This is a genomic window from Pseudomonas sp. NFACC10-1 (assembly GCF_900119195.1).
Lineage (GTDB): Bacteria > Pseudomonadota > Gammaproteobacteria > Pseudomonadales > Pseudomonadaceae > Aquipseudomonas > Aquipseudomonas cerasi.
Window position 1 is genome coordinate 562,667 of record NZ_FPJB01000001.1, and the last position, 14,486, is coordinate 577,152.

A 14,486-nucleotide genomic window follows, 5' to 3' on the forward strand; every position below is an offset into this window, starting at 1 on the left:
CGTTGGTCCAAACGCCCTATTTCCGAAGGCTGTACCGGCCTCTTCGCGAGCAAGCTCGCTCCCACTGGATTGGTGAGTAGCCTCAACCCTCGCGTAGCACGGTCAGCGGACTGACGTTCAATGCGCGGCGGGTGCCGAATACACCGGCACCGCCGACCAGCAGGGCACCGATCACCGGGAGCAGCAATAGCCACGGATGCGGTTGCCATTCCAGCGAAAAGGCGTAGCGGTACAGTACAAAGCTCACCAGCTCACAACCGAGTGCCGCCAATACACCGCTCGCGGCGCCCAGCAAACCGAATTCGATGCGTCGCGACTTGATCAGCAGTGCTCGCTCTGCGCCCAGTGCCCGCAGCAGTGCGCCTTGCCGAATGCGTTCATCCAGCGTGGCCTGCAATCCGGAAAACAGCACGGCGATACCCGCGGCCAGCACGAACAGCAGGACGAACTGCACGGCCAGGGTGACCTGATCGAGGATGCTGCGTACCTGTGCCAGCAAAGCCTCTACACCCAGAATGCTGATGGACGGGTAGGCGCGCGACAGCTCGACGATCTGCTTGTCCTGGCCGGGTGGCAGGTAGAAACTGGTCAGGTAGGTGGTCGGCAGGTCGGCGAGGGTGCCGGGCTGGAAAATCATGAAGAAGTTGGGCTGGAAGGTATCCCAGTTCACATTCCTGAGGCTGGTCACCACGGCTTCGCGGGTCAGTCCGCCGACAATGAAGCTCAGGCGGTCGCCCAGCTTGATTTTCAGGCTGTCGGCCAGTTTGGCCTCGATCGAGACACCGGGCGTTGCATCACGTTGCCCGGAGTCAGGCAACGCCTTCCACCAGCTGCCGGCAGTCAGGGTATTGCCCTCGGGAAGCTCGGCGGCCCAGGTCAGGCTCAGGTCGCGACGCGTGGCATTTTCACCGCGCGAATCCTTGGTCACGAAGTTACTGACCGGTTCACCATTGATGCTGGTCAGGCGTCCTGGCACCACCGGGTAAAGGGGCGCAGCGTGAGTGGACAGCTTGCTCAGGGTCTGGGCGAAGTTTTCTTTATCGGCTGGCAGTACGTTGAGCACGAAATAGTTCGGTGCATCCTTGGGCAGCTGATTTTGCCAGGTGTCGAGCAGCTCACCGCGCAGCAGGGCGATCAAGCCCATCGACAACAGGATCAGGCCGAAAGCCAGTGATTGTCCGGCAGCGGCCAGCGGGTAACGCAGCAGTTGCCCCAAGCCCAGTCGCCAGGGCAGCGAGGCGCCGGACAGCAGACGGCGCAGGCTGTTGAGCGCCAGTAACAGCAGACTGCCGAGCAGCAGCGCGGCGACGATACCGCCACCCAGCAGGGCGAAGGTCAGCACCAGATCCAGGCTCAGACGCCACATGATCAGGCCCAGCGCAAGCAGCGCCGCGCCATACACGAGCCAGGAGCTGGCGGGGATCGGCAGCATGTCGCGGCGCAGAACACGCAGCGGCGGCACGCGACCCAGTGCAGCCAGCGGCGGCAGGGCGAAACCGGCCAGTGCTACCAGCCCGGTGCCCATGCCGGCCAGCGCAGGCAGCACGCCGCCTGGCGGAACGGTTGCCGGAAGCAGATTTTGCAGCAGCGCGAACAGCCCGAGTTGTGCAAGCCAACCCAGCAAGGCACCACTCAGGCTGGCCAGCAAGCCGATGATCGCCAGTTGCAGGCTGAACAGGGTCATCGCCTCACCGCGCGACAGCCCCAGGCAGCGTAGCAGGGCGCTGGCATCAAAGCGTCGTGCAGCGAATCGGGATGCCGACAGCGCCACGGCAACGCCCGCCAGTAAGACGGCAACCAGACTGGCCATATTCAAATAACGTTCGGCCTTGCCCAGTGCGCCGCCAATCTGCTGGCTGCCATCGCGGGCGTCCTTGATTTCCTGATGCGGCTCAAGACCCGGCTCGATGGCTTTGCGATAGGCCGCCAGTGCTTCCGGCGGGCCGCTCCACATCTCCCGATAGGTGACCCGGCTGCCCGGTTGCACCACGCCAGTGGCGGCAAGGTCCTGCAGGTTGATCATCACGCGCGGGGTCAGGCTGTAGAAGTTGCCTGCCCGGTCTGGCTCATAAGTCAGTATGCGGGTCAGTTTCAAGGTTTTGGAGCCGACGTCGAGGTCGTCTCCCACCTTCAGGTCGACCGCAGGAAGCAGGCGTGCCTCGACCCAGGCTTCACCCGGTTGCGGGCCGCTGCCAGCCTGTTCCGGCTGGTACAGGTCTGCGGCGCTTTTCAGTTCGCCGCGCAATGGGTAAGCGTCGTCCACCGCCTTGATGCTCGACAGCTGGATGCCCGCGTCGGTCGCGATCACGCTGGAAAAGACCACGATCTGCGCATGCTTGAGTTGCAGGCGTTTGCCTTCTTCGACCTGCTCGGCACGCGCCGGGCTCGAGCCTTCAAGGATCAGATCTGCGCCCAGGAACTCGGTCGCCCGCAGCAACATCGCGCCGTTCAGACGGGCGCCGAAATAACCGATGGCGGTGCTCGCCGCCACAGCGACCAGAAGGGCAAAGAACAATACCCGCAACTCTCCGGCGCGGGCATCGCGCATCAGTTGGCGGACAGCGAGGCTCAGCAGGCGGGCAAAAGGCAAACGTGCCATCAAGGCTCCAGCGGGGCGACCAGTCGGCCCCCTTCAAGACGGATCAGTCGACGGCAGCGATGCGCCAGACGCTCATCGTGAGTGACCAGCACCAGCGTGGTGTTGCGCTCCTTGTTCAGTTCGAAGAGCAGGTCGCTGATACGTTCGCCGGTGTGGCTGTCGAGGTTGCCGGTGGGTTCGTCGGCGAACAGCACGTCGGGGTCGGCAGCGAAGGCGCGGGCAATGGCGACCCGTTGCTGTTCACCACCGGACAACTGACGCGGGGTATGGGTCAGGCGCTGGCCAAGGCCCACCCGTTGCAGCAGATCGCGGGCTTTTTCGCGGGCGTCTTTGCGGCCTTCGAGCTCCATCGGCAGCATGACGTTTTCCAGCGCGTTCAGGCTGTCGAGCAACTGGAACGACTGAAACACGAACCCGACGTGCTCGGCCCGCACTCTGGCGCGCTGGTCTTCATCCAGCTCGCTGAGATTGCGGCCTGAAAGGATGACCGAACCGGCGCTCGGCAGGTCCAGTCCGGCGAGCAAACCGAGCAGGGTGGATTTGCCCGAACCGGAGGCGCCGACGATGGCCAGCGTGTCGCCCTTGTTTAGTTCCAGGGAGAGTTCGTGCAGGATGGTCAGGTCACCTTCGGTGCTGGGGACTACTTTGCTGAGGCTTTGGGCACTGAGAATACTTTCACTCATGGAGAATCCGATGCGTGCGTTGTTTTTAAGTGCTGGCCTGGGGTTACTGCTGCTGTCACAGGGCGCGTTGGCGGGCACGGTATTGATCGTTGGGGATAGTATCAGTGCGGCTTTCGGGCTGGATACCCGCGTGGGGTGGGTCAGCCTGCTGGAACAGCGTCTGGGCAAGGAGGGATTCGACGACAAGGTGGTCAATGCCTCGATCAGTGGCGACACCAGTGCAGGCGGCCAGGCGCGTTTGCCTGCGCTGCTTGCAGAGCATAAGCCGGAGCTGGTTATTCTGGAGTTGGGGGGCAACGATGGCCTGCGCGGTCAGCAGCCTGCTCAATTGCAACAAAACCTTTCATCGATGATCGACCGCTCGCAAGCGGCGGGTGCCAAAGTGCTGTTGTTGGGCATGCGTATCCCGCCCAACTACGGGCCACGCTACACCAAGGCCTTTGAAGAGGTTTACAGCAACCTGGCCAAGGAGAAAAAGGTCCCCTTCGTGCCATTCTTTCTCGAAGGTGTAGGCGGGGTGCCTGAACTGATGCAGGCCGATGGTCTGCATCCGGCCGCCGCTGCTCAGGGCAAGTTGCTGGAAAATGTCTGGCCGAGCCTGAAACCGCTGCTTTGAGGCTTTCCCGGGCGGGGGCTTTCGGCTAATGTGGCGCCCCCGATCTGGAGCCCCCCATGCCGCGTCCCGCCTGGTCCCTGTATGCCTATCAAATGCTTGAACCCGATGAGCAGCTGGATCTGTTCGCCTGTCAGGAAGTGCGCGTCCATTTGATCGCTCGCCAATTGGAGCTGGGCGGCTCGATCGACCGTACATTATGTGGCACGTTGTTGCCGGCCCAGCCGCAAATGCGCGCCGTCGAACTGCAGGCCATGCGCGATGAGCGTCTGTGTCCCCTGTGCAAGGCCATCATGGATGCGCAGCGCAGAGGGATGAATCCGATCTGGCCTGAACTCTAGCTGTCATGACTGCCCGAAGGGCAACCGCAGATATCCCCGATCCGGCAAGGGCCGGTGTACACTTCAGTTCTTGTTTCCATCTCTTTAGTCGTTACCCGAAGGATCTTCCCGGATGTTGTCGCGCATTCCAGCCGTTACCCGCTGTCTGTCGCTTGCTGCTCTGTGCGCGGCGAGCTCTGTCCATGCACTGGAGTTTCCGTTGCCGCCGCCCGGCGAAGACATCGTGGGGCAGGTGCAGGTCATCAAGGCCAAATACGAAGACACCTTCGCCGACCTTGGCACCCAATATGATCTGGGCTACCTGGAAATGATCGCCGCCAACCCTGGTGTCGATCCCTGGCTGCCGGGTGCAGGCAAGGACATCGTGCTGCCGACCCGTTTCATTCTGCCGCCGGGGCCGCGCGAAGGGATTGTCATCAACCTTGCCGAATACCGCATGTATTACTACCCCAAGGGTCAGAATGTCGTGCACACCTATCCGCTGGGTGTCGGTCGTGAAGGCTGGGGGTCGCCGATCGGCGTGACCAAGGTGACGGCCAAGACGCCGAACCCGACCTGGACGCCGCCAGCCTCGATCAAGGCCGAGCATGCGGCCGATGGTGATCCGCTGCCAGACGTGGTGCCGGCCGGTCCGGACAACCCGCTGGGGCCGTTCAAATTCGGCCTCGGGCTTTCCGGCTACCTGATCCACGGCTCGAACAAGAAGTTCGGCATCGGCATGCGCACCAGTCATGGTTGTTTCCGCATGTATAACAATAACGTGCTGGAACTGGCCGACATGGCCTCGGTCGGTACGACGGTGCGCATCATCAGCGAGCCTTACAAGTTCGGGATCAGCGGCGGCAAGGTTTACCTGGAAGCGCACACGCCGGTTGATGACCTGGGCAACCCGTCGGTGGTCGACAAGCACACTGCGGTGATCAATGCGCTGCTCAAGCGTGACGACCTGGCCAATAACCTGCGCATGAACTGGGACGTGGTGCGTGATGTAGTCGCGGCCGAAGACGGCATACCGGTGGAGATCGCAGAACCGGGCAAAGCGCCTGCGAGTGCTGAAGAACCGGTGATTTTTCAGTAAATCGTCGCCGGCAGTTGCTCTCGTGCCAATGCTCAGCGTTGGCATGATAGTCAAAAGAAAAGTCATCGGGTCTTAGCCCTGTCCTTGGAGTCATTCAGGCTTCTGCAGGCAATCACTCAGCCAGACAACAGGCAAAAAAAAGCCGACCCGTTGCCGGGTCGGCTTTCAATAACCCCGGGGGATTATTACTTGCGGCTGGCTTTGTCCAACATGCGCAGAGCGCGCTCGTTGGCTTCGTCAGCAGTTTGCTGAGCTTTTTGAGCAGCAGCCAGAGCTTCGTCAGCCTTGCGGTAGGCTTCGTCGGCACGTGCTTGCGAACGAGCTGCTGCGTCTTCGGTAGCTGTCAGACGAGCTTCGGTTTCTTTGGATACGCTGCTGCAACCGGTAGCCAGAACTGCGGCCAGAGCCAGAGCAGAGAATTTCAGAACGTTGTTCATCGTGTTCACCTTCAAGGAATTTTTTTTCAAATTAGTCATCTCTCGAAAATGAGAAAACGACCGGCGTACATAGTACCCATTGTTTGTAGTAAGTAAACGGACCCGGCGCAAGAAGCTGCTAAAATTCCTCGCTTTGAAAGCGTTCCGCGTTACTTCTCAAGCGTTCTGTACAAAAACTATCCACTTTAACGGGACCCATGCCGTGCTGAAGCGTTCCCGACAGTTCTCATCAGCCCTGGCCTGATCGACTGTCGGTCGGCACGCGAACATTTAAAGGTGTTTTTACATCGACCGCGCTTGAGCATAGTCGCTAATGGCGCCTACTATCTCAATGTGATGTCCGTCGAGATCGGCAGTGCTCTACCGGTGTCGAAAACAGACACTGGGTGGCGTAGATGTTCCTTCGCCTGAAAAAGACCGGTAAGGTAGGGGTCAAATTCCAAGACCCGCGAGGAGTAGCGATGAGCGAGGCGTTGTCCATCCACCATGACGAAGTCGGCCACCATTTCGAAATCATTATCGACGGCCACCGTGCTTATCTGACCTACATGGATCTCGGCAAGCAGACCCTGGATTTCTATCGGACCTTTGTGCCGGACGCCTTGCGAGGTCGCGGAATTGCCGCGGCGCTGACCAAGGAGGCGCTCGATTATGCCGACAGCATGGGCTATTCCGTCATACCGTCCTGCTCTTATGTAGAGCGCTATATGGAGTTGCATGATCTGCAGTCGCAGGCGGCCAAGCTCTGACGGCCTATAGCTACCGACAGCAAGCATAAAAAAACGCCGAGCATTTGCTCGGCGTTTTCGTTATTGCGGTGCAGTCGGTCAGGCAATCACTTGCGCTTGCGAGCTGGCAGCACATCCCTGAGTTTCGCATGCATGCTGCGCAGGGTCTTTTCGGTGCTTTCCCAATCGATGCAGGCATCGGTAATGGACACGCCGTACTGCAATTCCGACAGGTCCTTGGGAATCGCCTGGCATCCCCAGTTCAAATGGCTCTCGACCATCAGGCCAATGATCGATTCGTTGCCTTCCAGGATCTGGTTGGCGACGTTTTCCATCACCAGCGGTTGCAGGGCCGGGTCCTTGTTGGAGTTGGCATGGCTGCAGTCGACCATGATGTTCGGACGAATGCCGGACTTGTTCAGGGCCTGTTCGCAGAGCGCGACGCTGACCGAGTCATAGTTGGGCTTGCCGTTGCCGCCGCGCAGCACCACATGACCGTAGGCATTGCCTTTGGTGGTCACGATCGACACGCCGCCTTCCTGGTTGATACCCAGGAAACGATGCGGGCTCGACACCGATTGCAAGGCGTTGATGGCAACCGTCAGGCCGCCGTCGGTTCCGTTCTTGAAGCCGACTGCCGAGGACAGGCCCGAAGCCATCTCACGGTGAGTCTGGGATTCTGTGGTGCGCGCGCCGATGGCCGACCAGCTGATCAGGTCCTGCAGATACTGCGGAGAGATCGGGTCCAGGGCTTCGGTGGCGGTGGGCAGCCCCATTTCGGCCAGATCCAGCAGTAGCTGGCGACCGATGTGCAGGCCGTCCTGGATCTTGAACGAGTCATCCAGGTACGGGTCGTTGATCAGACCTTTCCAGCCTACCGTGGTGCGTGGCTTCTCGAAGTAGACGCGCATCACCAGATACAGCGTGTCGGATACTTCCGCCGCCAGCGCCTTGAGACGCTCGGCATACTCCTTGGCTGCCTTCAGGTCGTGGATCGAGCACGGGCCGATCACAATGAACAGGCGGTGATCATGGCCATCGAGAATGTTGCGAATCACTTCGCGACCCTGGCTGACGGTCTGCAGGGCAGCATCGGTCAGGGGGATGTCGCGCTTGAGCTGATCCGGAGTGATCAGAGTCTCGTTGGAGGCAACGTTGAGGTCGTCAATCGGTAAATCAGCCATCGTGTTACTCATCAGGTCGCGGGTACTGGCCGCCAACGGTCCCCCGTGCGGCGGTGCCCAGCAGGTTTGAGCGCAGCGGGGAGCCGAACCTTAGCGCGTTATCGCGTTGTTCGACAATAAGTAAACGAGGTATCGGCCAGGTCTTTGGCCAAGATGCGCTGCCTTATTGCAAGACAATCCGCTGCGACGGATAGTGTACGGCCGCAAATAGCGAGACAGTCAAGGGAGAGGTCATGAGTGTTGATTCTCGTCGTCCGCGCGTCGGCATCATAGGTACGGGTGCCATCGGTGGCTTTTACGGACTGATGCTGGCGCGTGCCGGATACGATGTGCATTTTCTGCTGCGCAGCGAGTTTGACACGGTGGCGCGCGAAGGTTTGCAGGTCAAAAGCGCCGTGCATGGCGAATTGTCCCTCAAGCCCGTTCAGGCGTATCGCTCGGCGGCTGAAATGCCGCCTTGTGACTGGCTGCTGGTCGGCACCAAGAGCACCGGCAATGCCGCGCTCGGTCCGATCATTCGCCAGGCGGCTGCGCCGAACGCCAGCGTGCTGCTGTTGCAGAACGGTCTGGCTGTCGAAGACCAACTGCGTAATGTCCTGCCCGACAGCCTGCATATGCTCGGCGGGCTGTGTTTCGTCTGCGTCAACCGGGTTGCGCCCGGCGTCGTTGCCCATGAAGCTTTCGGCGCGGTCAGCATTGGCTATCACAGCGGCCCGGCAGCCGATGAGGCGAGCCGCATGGCGGTCGTCGAAGCCTGTGCCGCTCTGTTCAGCACGGCCGGCATCGACGCCCCGGTCATGGCCAATCTGCAGCAGGCCCGCTGGCAGAAGCTGGTCTGGAATGTGCCCTACAACGGGCTGTCGGCCTTGTTGCAGACCAGTACCGGACGATTGATGGCCGATCCGGACAGTCAGGCCTTGATCCGGGCGCTGATGGACGAGGTCGTGCAGGGCGCCGAGGCCTGTGGGCATACTTTGCCGCCGGGTTTCGCGCAGCATCTGTTTACAGTGACCGAAAGCATGCCGGATTACAGGCCCAGCATGTACCACGACCTGGCCGAAAGACGCCCGCTGGAGCTGGACGCCATTTATGCCCGGCCCCTTGCAGCGGCGCTTGCCGCCGGGTTTGACATGCCTCGCGTGCGGGCGCTTTATCAGGCACTGGCGTTCATCGATCGGGGCAACCACCCGGCAAGCAAGGAGTGATTCATGACAGAAGCTGAAGACCACAAGCTGGTACTGGCGATTTCATCGCGCGCGCTGTTCGATCTGCGCGACAGTCATGAGGTGTACATGGCCGATGGGGTCGAGGCCTACCGCAAGTATCAGATCGAGCATGAGGATGAAATTCTCGCGCAGGGCGATGCGTTCCCGCTGGTCGAAAAACTCCTGAGCCTCAATGCCAGTCTGCAAAAGGCGCGCGTCGAAGTGGTGCTGGTGTCACGCAACAGTGCCGATACCGGCCTGCGGGTTTTCAACTCGATTCAGCATTATGGCCTCGACATCAGCCGCGCCGCCTTTGCTGGCGGACGCAGTCCTTACCCGTATCTCGCAGCGTTTGGCTGCCACCTGTTTCTCTCCACGCATGCCGAGGATGTGCGCAGCGCCCTGGATGCGGGGTTTGCGGCCGCGACCATCCTTTCGGGTGGCGCACGGCGTGCAGCCAGCGCCGAGCTGCGGATTGCCTTCGATGGCGACGCTGTGTTGTTTTCCGACGAATCAGAGCGGGTGTACCAGAGCGGCGGGCTGGCGGCCTTTCAGGCCAGCGAGCGTGAGTGGGCTCGCGAGCCGTTGCGCGGCGGTCCCTTCAAGCCGTTTCTCGCCGCACTCAATCAACTGCAGCGCGAGTTTCCCGACGCGAGCTGCCCGATTCGCACCGCGCTGGTCACGGCTCGCTCGGCACCTGCCCATGAGCGCGTGATCCGCACCTTGCGCGAATGGGACATTCGTCTGGACGAGTCGCTGTTTCTCGGTGGCTTGCAAAAGTCGGCCTTTCTTGAAGCGTTCGCCGCCGATGTGTTTTTCGACGATCAGCCCGGCCATTGCGAGAAGGCGCGTGATGTGGTGGCGACGGGGCACGTTCCGCACGGCATCAGCAACGAAATAGTGCCACTTGCCGACGGGGGCTGAGAAGTCCGCCGTCGCAGCCGAGGATGCGCTGCTACGCTGAGTCAATCTCCGCCATTCCGGTTGTATGGGAGGTTGTATGGTCCGTTCGATGCTGTATGCCGCAGACCTCGGTCTGTACGCGCCTTATGTAACGCAGCACGCGCTGGCGCTGGCTCGAACGTTCAACGCCGAGCTGTACGTTATCCATGTCGTCGAGCCTTTGGGCCTGTTCGCCGAGTCGGTGCTGCAGAGTTACCTGGGCGAGGAAGCGTTGAAAGAGCTTCGCGGCAAGGGTGTGAATGCGTTTCTGAGTGGAATAGAGCAACGAATGCTCGACGGGTTTCGTGAAGAACTGGGCGAAGGGCACTCGGACCTTTCCCTGATTCGTACGGTGCGTGTCGTTCAGGGCGAGCCTGCCAGCGTGATTCTCGAACAGGCGCACAGGCTGAATGTGGATTTGCTGGTGGTCGGCAGTCACAGCCGCAGGATGGAAGAGGGCACCTCTATAGGCCGCACGGCTGCCAGGGTCCTGCAGTTTTCCGACGTGCCGGTCTACATGGTTCCGATGATGTTGAAAAAGGGGCGGGGGTAGAGGGAAGGTCCAATTGGTGGTTTTAATGAAATCGAGCGTGCGATCACCTTACAAAGGTGATAAAAAGTTCTAGAATTATTCGTCTCACCATTAATCCAGTTATATACCGTCGCCGATACCCATAGGGTTTATCTGCTTTGAGGGATACATATGAAGCTCCAACAACTGCGCTACATTTGGGAAGTGGCGCACCACGACCTCAACGTTTCCGCGACGGCCCAGAGCCTTTACACCTCCCAGCCCGGTATCAGCAAGCAGATCCGCCTGCTTGAAGACGAGCTGGGCGTCGAGGTTTTCGCCCGCAGTGGCAAGCACCTGACGCGTGTGACACCGGCAGGCGAGCGCATCATCACCACAGCGGGCGAGATCCTGCGCAAGGTCGAGAGCATCAAGCAGATTGCCCAGGAGTTCTCCAACGAGAAGAAGGGCACGCTGTCGATCGCCACCACTCACACCCAGGCGCGTTATGCCTTGCCGCCGGTAATCAGCAACTTCATCAAGCAATACCCAGATGTCGCGCTGCACATGCATCAGGGATCACCGATGCAGATCGCCGAAATGGCGGCTGACGGGACGGTTGATTTTGCCATCGCCACCGAGGCCCTCGAGCAGTTCAGCGATCTGGTGATGATGCCGTGCTATCGCTGGAACCGTTGCATTGTCGTGCCGCAGGGGCACCCGTTGACCAAGGCACCGAAGCTGACGCTGGAATTGCTCGCCGAATACCCGATCGTGACTTACGTCTTCGGCTTTACCGGCCGTTCCAAGCTGGACGAGGCGTTCAGCCATCGCGGGCTGGTGCCCAAGGTCGTGTTTACGGCGGCGGATGCCGACGTGATCAAGACCTACGTCAGGCTGAATCTGGGCGTGGGCATCGTGGCAAGAATGGCGATAGACGAGGCAGTGGACAGCGACCTGGTGGTGCTCGATGCCAGTGACCTGTTCGAGTCCAGCGTGACAAAAATCGCTTTCCGTCGCGGCACCTTCCTGCGTGGTTTCATGTGCGATTTCATCGAGAAATTCGCACCGCACCTGACCCGCGAAGTCATGGCCAAGGCGATTCAGTGCCATAACAAGCAGGAAATGGAAGAGCTGTTTGCCAACGTCGAGTTGCCGGTGCACTAGGAGCAGCGGCAAGCTGCAAGTCAGCGCCGGACGCGCGTTGACTTGTAGCTTGCAGGTCGAGGCGTGCCTCTGGCTGCGTCAGTTGCGCGCTATCAGGTTGCCCGCATGCAGCCCGCATTCCTTCTGCGTGGCTTCCTCCCACCACCAGCGACCTTCGCGTTCGTGCTGGTTCGGCAGTACCGGGCGGGTGCAGGGTTCGCAGCCGATGCTGATGAAGCCGCGCTCGTGCAGGCTGTTATAGGGCAGCTCCAGCATGCGGATGTAGCCCCAGATTTCCTCGCTGCTCATCTGTGCCAACGGGTTGAATTTGTACAGCGTGCGCTCGGGCGTCGAAAATGCGCTGTCGACTTCCACTGCAGCAACGGCACTGCGCGTGCCGGGGCTCTGATCACGGCGCTGGCCGGTTGCCCAGGCGCTGACGCCAGACAGTTTGCGACGCAGCGGCTCGATCTTGCGGATGCCGCAGCATTCGCCGTGACCGTCCCGGTAAAAGCTGAACAGGCCCTTTTCCTTGACGAAAGGTTCGAGTTTGCTGTGGTCGGGCGAAACGATCTCGATCTCGATCTTGTAGTGCTCGCGGACCTGTTCGATGAAACGATAGGTTTCCGCGTGCAGGCGCCCGGTGTCCAGGCTGAAGACCTTGACGTTCTTGTTCAGCTTCCAGGCCATGTCGACCAGAACCACGTCCTCGGCACCGCTGAACGAGATCCACAGGTCTTCGCCGAAGTGTTCGAAGGCCAGCTTCAGAATGTCTTGTGCAGACTTGTTCGCATAGGTCGTCGCCAGTTCAGCGACGTCGAAAGGTTGGCTCATCAGGCGGCTTCCTAAAATGCAAGAGTGGCGCTTAAGCGCTCGTGATGGCGGCAATGGTAACAAAATCCGCTGTTCAGTGGCCGTTGCCAGCGGCTAGAGTGCCGCTTCCGTCGAGCGTGAATGGTCTGAGGAGTGTGTTGTGGAAATTGCCTGTCTGGACCTCGAAGGGGTACTGGTCCCGGAAATCTGGATCGCCTTTGCCGAAAAAACAGGTATCGAATCGCTGCGTGCCACCACGCGGGACATTCCCGATTACGACGTGCTGATGACGCAGCGCCTGCGCATTCTTGATGAGCACGGTCTGAAACTGGCGGACATTCAGGCAGTGATCGGCACCCTCAAGCCGCTGGAGGGCGCCGTGGAGTTTGTCGACTGGCTGCGTGAGCGGTTTCAGGTGGTGATTCTCTCGGACACTTTCTATGAGTTCTCTCAGCCACTGATGCGTCAACTGGGTTTTCCGACCCTGCTGTGTCATCGTCTGATCACTGACGAGACCGATCGGGTGGTCAGTTACCAGTTACGCCAGAAAGACCCCAAGCGTCAGTCGGTGCTGGCCTTCAAGAGCCTGTATTACCGGGTTATTGCTGCCGGTGATTCGTACAACGACACGACCATGCTGGGCGAGGCCGACGCCGGTATCCTGTTCCACGCTCCCAATAACGTGATCCGCGAATTCCCGCAGTTTCCGGCGGTGCACACGTTCGATGACCTGAAAAAGGAATTCATCAAGGCCTCGAATCGGGATCTGATGCTATAGGCGGGGCGAACTCCCGGCGCTTCGTTCCCACAGAAGCTGGATCTCAGAGCGCCTCAAGCGTCTCCAGTAGCACACGAACCTTGGTGAAAGTTTCCTGATACTCGGCGTCGCAGTCGGAATCGGCGACGATGCCGCCACCGCCCCAGCAGGAAATCTGTCCGTCCTTGACCAGCAGGCTGCGGATAGCGATCGAACTGTCCATCTCGCCGCGCACGTCCAGGTACATCAGCGAGCCGCAATACAGGCTGCGACGGGTCGGCTCCAGCTCGTCGATGATCTGCATGGCGCGGATCTTCGGCGCACCCGTGATCGAGCCGCCGGGAAAGCTGCCGCCGATCAGGTCCAGTGCATCGTTGCCAGCGGCCAGCTCGCCGGTCACGCTGCTCACCAGGTGGTGCACATTGGGGTAGCTTTCGAGGCTGAACAGCTCGGGGACTTTCACCGAGCCGATGCGGCAACTGCGGCCCAGGTCGTTACGCAGTAAATCGACGATCATCAGGTTTTCTGCGCGATCCTTCTCGCTGGCCAGCAGTTCGGCGGCGAAGGCGGCATCCTGCGCGGGGTCCGCGCTACGGGGGCGAGTGCCTTTGATCGGGCGGGTTTCGACCTGCCGGGCGCTGACCCGCACGAAGCGCTCCGGCGAAAGACTCAGAATCGCATCGGCTCCCGGCAGGCTCAGGTAGCCGGCGAACGGCGTCGGGCAAGCCGCTCGCAGTGCACAATAAGCGGCCCACGGGTCACCAGCGCACTGCGCCTGAAAGCGTTGTGCGAAGTTCACCTGATAGCAGTCACCAGCCTGAATGTAGGCCTGAATTCGTTGGAAAGCCTGGCGATAGTGATCCGCGCTGATGCTGGCTTGAAACGGCTGGCTGAGGCGGAACTCCGCGTGCGGCTCAGGGACATCGACAGAGAACAGCTCAATCAGCCGTTTGCGCTCGCGTGTGGCCAGGGACGGGTGAAAAATCAGCTGGCTGGTCTGCTCCTGATGATCACTGATCAGCGCCCAGGCGTAGAGCCCCAGACGGGCCTCGGGCAGTTGCAGGTCGTCAATGGCCTGATCCGGCAAAGGCTCCAGGCGTCGACCGAATTCATAGCTCAGATAACCGATCAGGCCGCCAGCGAAGGGCAGTTCGCATCCGTCAGGCAGCTGTGCTGTGCCGAGCGCCTCGAGACTGTCGCGCAAGCGCTGGAGATAGGCAGCCCCGTCCTCGTCATCGGTTACGCTCAGTTCCTGCAGCGGCCATGCGCTGAGCAGGTCATGTCGGCCCCGAACGGCTGCTGGCCTGCCGCTGTCGAGCAGCACCGCACCCGGCGCTTCGCGGATTCGCGCAAAGAACGCGATCGGGTCGGCGCTGTAGGGCAGGGGGTGTATCGAGCAGATCGGCATCGTCGAATATCGGTCTTGGAAACGCGGCTGGCGATTGTAGC

Annotated in this window: 15 protein-coding genes; 9 read left to right on the top strand and 6 right to left on the bottom strand. The window is 60.6% G+C overall.

Annotated elements, in window-relative coordinates; all coding sequences use genetic code 11:
- Positions 1-82: 82 nt before the first annotated feature.
- On the bottom strand, positions 83-2,599 hold the full coding sequence (locus BT119_RS02280; RefSeq protein WP_003433061.1) for an ABC transporter permease: 2,517 nt from the start codon (positions 2,597-2,599) through the stop codon (positions 83-85).
- Entirely contained in the window at positions 2,599-3,282 is a 684-nt protein-coding gene (locus BT119_RS02285; protein WP_003366807.1) for an ABC transporter ATP-binding protein, read from the bottom strand. The genes BT119_RS02280 and BT119_RS02285 overlap by 1 nt, the downstream gene beginning before the upstream one ends.
- A 10-nt stretch (positions 3,283-3,292) precedes the next feature.
- Here BT119_RS02285 and BT119_RS02290 point away from each other — a divergent pair, with 10 nt between their 5' ends.
- The 3 genes from BT119_RS02290 to BT119_RS02300 all read left to right on the top strand — a co-directional run bounded on the left by BT119_RS02290 (position 3,293) and on the right by BT119_RS02300 (position 5,314).
- Positions 3,293-3,898, top strand: coding sequence for an arylesterase (locus tag BT119_RS02290; protein ID WP_003366808.1), 606 nt, complete (start codon positions 3,293-3,295; stop codon positions 3,896-3,898).
- Positions 3,899-3,954: 56 nt separating this feature from the next.
- The gene (locus tag BT119_RS02295) at positions 3,955-4,236 is read left to right on the top strand and encodes a hypothetical protein (RefSeq protein ID WP_003315714.1); all 282 of its coding nucleotides are present in this window, start codon (positions 3,955-3,957) and stop codon (positions 4,234-4,236) included.
- A gap of 112 nt (positions 4,237-4,348) precedes the next feature.
- Positions 4,349-5,314: a L,D-transpeptidase family protein gene (locus BT119_RS02300; RefSeq protein WP_072364687.1), complete on the top strand. Its 966-nt coding sequence runs from the start codon at positions 4,349-4,351 to the stop codon at positions 5,312-5,314.
- A 185-nt stretch (positions 5,315-5,499) separates the two neighbouring features.
- On the opposite strand, the gene oprI is transcribed toward BT119_RS02300, so the two are convergent.
- A complete protein-coding gene (gene oprI, locus BT119_RS02305; RefSeq protein WP_002553018.1) occupies positions 5,500-5,751 on the bottom strand; it encodes an outer membrane lipoprotei OprI in 252 nt (83 codons plus the stop codon).
- Positions 5,752-6,212: 461 nt separating this feature from the next.
- Between oprI and BT119_RS02310 the strand changes: the two genes are divergently transcribed.
- Entirely contained in the window at positions 6,213-6,500 is a 288-nt protein-coding gene (locus BT119_RS02310; RefSeq protein ID WP_003315710.1) for a GNAT family N-acetyltransferase, read from the top strand.
- An 86-nt stretch (positions 6,501-6,586) separates the two neighbouring features.
- Here BT119_RS02310 and BT119_RS02315 read toward each other — a convergent pair whose 3' ends face one another.
- The gene (locus tag BT119_RS02315) at positions 6,587-7,663 is read right to left on the bottom strand and encodes a 3-deoxy-7-phosphoheptulonate synthase (RefSeq protein WP_003366814.1); all 1,077 of its coding nucleotides are present in this window, start codon (positions 7,661-7,663) and stop codon (positions 6,587-6,589) included.
- 233 nt (positions 7,664-7,896) lie between these two features.
- Here BT119_RS02315 and BT119_RS02320 point away from each other — a divergent pair, with 233 nt between their 5' ends.
- From BT119_RS02320 to cysB, 4 genes are all read left to right on the top strand, one after another.
- Positions 7,897-8,868 (top strand): putative 2-dehydropantoate 2-reductase, encoded by a 972-nt coding sequence (locus BT119_RS02320; protein ID WP_003433058.1) that lies wholly within the window; start codon positions 7,897-7,899, stop codon positions 8,866-8,868.
- 3 nt (positions 8,869-8,871) lie between these two features.
- Positions 8,872-9,792: a 5'-nucleotidase gene (locus tag BT119_RS02325; protein WP_003347087.1), complete on the top strand. Its 921-nt coding sequence runs from the start codon at positions 8,872-8,874 to the stop codon at positions 9,790-9,792.
- 76 nt (positions 9,793-9,868) lie between these two features.
- On the top strand, positions 9,869-10,363 hold the full coding sequence (locus BT119_RS02330) for a universal stress protein (RefSeq protein ID WP_003433056.1): 495 nt from the start codon (positions 9,869-9,871) through the stop codon (positions 10,361-10,363).
- A 150-nt stretch (positions 10,364-10,513) separates the two neighbouring features.
- The gene (cysB, locus tag BT119_RS02335; RefSeq protein ID WP_003315705.1) at positions 10,514-11,488 is read left to right on the top strand and encodes an HTH-type transcriptional regulator CysB; all 975 of its coding nucleotides are present in this window, start codon (positions 10,514-10,516) and stop codon (positions 11,486-11,488) included.
- Between the two features lie 78 nt (positions 11,489-11,566).
- On the opposite strand, the gene BT119_RS02340 is transcribed toward cysB, so the two are convergent.
- The gene (locus tag BT119_RS02340; RefSeq protein ID WP_072364689.1) at positions 11,567-12,301 is read right to left on the bottom strand and encodes a phosphoadenylyl-sulfate reductase; all 735 of its coding nucleotides are present in this window, start codon (positions 12,299-12,301) and stop codon (positions 11,567-11,569) included.
- A 139-nt stretch (positions 12,302-12,440) separates the two neighbouring features.
- Here BT119_RS02340 and thrH point away from each other — a divergent pair, with 139 nt between their 5' ends.
- Positions 12,441-13,058 (top strand): bifunctional phosphoserine phosphatase/homoserine phosphotransferase ThrH, encoded by a 618-nt coding sequence (gene thrH / locus BT119_RS02345; RefSeq protein WP_003366824.1) that lies wholly within the window; start codon positions 12,441-12,443, stop codon positions 13,056-13,058.
- Positions 13,059-13,101: 43 nt separating this feature from the next.
- Here the strand turns inward: thrH and pabB are convergent, their stop codons facing one another.
- Complete coding sequence (gene pabB / locus BT119_RS02350) at positions 13,102-14,445, bottom strand: aminodeoxychorismate synthase component I (protein WP_054081876.1); 1,344 nt, start codon at positions 14,443-14,445, stop codon at positions 13,102-13,104.
- Between the last annotated feature and the right edge of the window lie 41 nt (positions 14,446-14,486).